Genomic DNA, 2,656 nt, shown 5'->3' on the forward strand with positions numbered 1-2,656 from the left:
CGGGTGCGGCGGGCCGCCATAGGGCGTAGTCTAGCAGCTTGTCATCTTGCGTAACCGCAATGCGCACTTCACCGGGGGAAAAGGTGAGGCGCAGAAAAACGCTCACGGCAACCAGTTGCCCGGTTGGCCGCGCAAAAGCTGTGCGGTTTCAAAAAGTGGCAAGCCTATAACGGCAGAAGGGCTGCCTGATATAAAACGAATAAACCCCGCAGCATGGCCTTGTAGGGCGTAGCCCCCGGCTTTGCCCTGCCAATCTCCCGTAGCAAGAAGGGCTTCAATTTGCTGCTCGGTCATGCGGGAGAAAGCGACCGTGCTTTCAACCACGCGCTCGCTTACGCAGCCTTCGGGCCAGCCTGCACTTGGCACGCAGCGTATGGCGGTAAACACCGTATGGCGGCGGCCTGAGAGTTTGCGTAGGCAAGCCCGTGCGGTCTCAATAGTTTCGGCTTTGGGTAAAATGCGGTGGCCAAGTGCCACAACAGTATCTGCGCTCAGCACAAGGGCTGGCTCAGTAATCTGGCTGGCAATTTTTTGGGCTTTTTCTGCTGCCATACGGCGCACGTAAGGGCGTGGCTGTTCGTCACGCGCTGGCGTTTCATCAATATCAGCAGGAAAAACGCGCTCAGGCGTCACCCCCAACTGGGCCAGAAGATCTAACCTGCGGGGAGACGCTGAAGCCAGCACAAAAGCAGGACGTATGGCGCCTTCCGTGCCTGTAGGCCCGGATGCGGTCATGGTCTTACTTGAAGCGGAAGGTGATACGACCTTTGGAGAGGTCATAGGGGGTCATTTCAACGTTCACGCGGTCACCGGCCAGAACGCGAATGCGGTTTTTACGCATTTTGCCGCTGGTATGGGCCAGAATCATGTGCTCGTTATCGAGTTTCACACGGAACATTGCGTTGGGCAGGAGTTCTGTAACCGTGCCGCTAAATTCAATCATGTCTTCTTTAGACATGGCGTCCTTCGTTCATTTTTAAACCTACATCAAAGTTGTGAGGAGGAGATATGGGTGAGAGCGTGCTTCGGGTCAAGCGTTAGGTGTTGTCTTTGCCAAAGCATCTAGCCGGGCAGAGATGCTCAGAGCATGTGCTTCAAGCCCTTCTGCGTGGGCTAAAGCAACCCCTGCGGGGCCAATGCGGCGCAGGGCGTCTGGCCCACCAGCCAAAAAGGTGGTGCGTTTAAGGAAGTCAAACACAGATAGCCCAGAAGCAAAGCGTGCGGTGCGCGATGTGGGCAGCACATGGTTGGGGCCGCCAACATAGTCTCCCACCGCTTCGGGGCAGTAACGGCCTAGGAAAACCGCGCCCGCGTGCCGTACATGGGCAAACAGGCTCTCGGGGTCATCAACCATAAGTTCCAGATGTTCTGGGGCTAAGCGGTTGGCCAGAGTAACGGCTTCTTCCAAAGACCGCACAATTAAAACAGCACCGTTACGTGCCCAGCTTGCGCTGGCAATAGCCGTGCGGGTGAGGGTTTTAAGCTCGGTTTCAACGGCGGCAATAACTGTGTCTGCAAAGGCTGCATCGGGGGTGATGAGGGTGGCTTGTGCCAGTTCATCGTGCTCAGCTTGGGCCAGAAGGTCTAGGGCAATAAGGCGTGGGTCTGTGGCCGAATCGGCAATAACCACTACGTCTGATGGGCCAGCAATGCTATCTATACCCACATGGCCAAAAACCTGCCGTTTGGCTTCTGCCACATAGGCGTTACCGGGGCCAACAATGCGGTCTACTGGCTTAATGGTTTTGGTACCAAACGCCATAGCGCCTACAGCTTGCGCCCCGCCTACGCGGTAAATTTCGGTCACACCGGCACGGTGTGCTGCGGCAAGCACAAGTGGGTTAATAATACCATCTGGTGTGGGCACGCACATAGCCAGCCGCTCTACCCCTGCCACACGGGCGGGAATGGCGTTCATAAGCACGGAGGAGGGGTAGGCTGCCTTGCCGCCCGGTACGTACAGGCCCACTGCATCAAGCGGGATCCAGCGCATGCCCAGTGTCATGCCTGCATCATCGGTATAGCGAATACCTTCTGGCAGTTGGGCACGGTGGAAAGATTCAATACGGGTTGCCGCTACGTCCAGCGCTGCAAGCAGGTCTGGGCTTACCTGCGCGCGGGCGGCTTCAACCTCTTGCGGGGTAAAGGCCAGTTTTTCTGCGCTAAGGGGGAGGCGGTCAAATTTTTCGGTTAAGGCGCAAAGAGCGGTATCGCCGTCTTTGCGTACCTGCGCCAGAATAGAGGCAACCGGGCCATGCACTTCTTGCCCCTGTTCTTCACGTGCTGCGAGAAGGGAGGAGAATTCGGCCTCAAAGCCGGAATCACGAATATCAAGCCGTTTCATGAAAGCGGTCTGCCTTAGCTGTTTTGGTCTTGCTGCTGGCTTGCAAGAGCCGTGCGAAATTGTGTGATAATAGCCGAAATTTCTTCCGGGCGGGTTTTAAGCGCTGTGCGGTTTACAATGAGGCGGCTGGTAATGTGGGCAATGGTTTCAACCTCGCGCAGGCCATTTGCGCGTAGGGTTGAGCCAGTATCTACCAAGTCAACAATCAGGCGGGACAGGCCAAGCATGGGGGCCAGTTCCATAGCGCCGTGTAGGTGCACAATATTGGCGTTAATACCGCGCTGGGCAAAATAACGGCGGGTAATGGCTGGG

4 protein-coding genes are annotated in these 2,656 nt (G+C 56.5%); all 4 read right to left on the reverse strand.

Annotated elements, in window-relative coordinates; translation table 11 throughout:
• Window positions 1-102: 102 nt before the first annotated feature.
• Window positions 103-735 (reverse strand): Maf family protein, encoded by a 633-nt coding sequence (locus Abor_RS10470; RefSeq protein WP_048841841.1) that lies wholly within the window; start codon window positions 733-735, stop codon window positions 103-105.
• Between the two features lie 4 nt (window positions 736-739).
• A complete protein-coding gene (gene infA, locus Abor_RS10475) occupies window positions 740-958 on the reverse strand; it encodes a translation initiation factor IF-1 (protein ID WP_003622234.1) in 219 nt (72 codons plus the stop codon).
• 72 nt (window positions 959-1,030) lie between these two features.
• On the reverse strand, window positions 1,031-2,344 hold the full coding sequence (gene hisD, locus Abor_RS10480) for a histidinol dehydrogenase (RefSeq protein WP_048841842.1): 1,314 nt from the start codon (window positions 2,342-2,344) through the stop codon (window positions 1,031-1,033).
• A gap of 14 nt (window positions 2,345-2,358) precedes the next feature.
• Window positions 2,359-2,656: ATP phosphoribosyltransferase (gene hisG, locus Abor_RS10485; RefSeq protein WP_048841843.1), on the reverse strand; the 298-nt coding region annotated here is incomplete at its 5' end.

Origin of the sequence: Acetobacter orientalis (assembly GCF_000963965.1) — a bacterium.
GTDB classification, from domain to species: Bacteria; Pseudomonadota; Alphaproteobacteria; order Acetobacterales; family Acetobacteraceae; genus Acetobacter; species Acetobacter orientalis.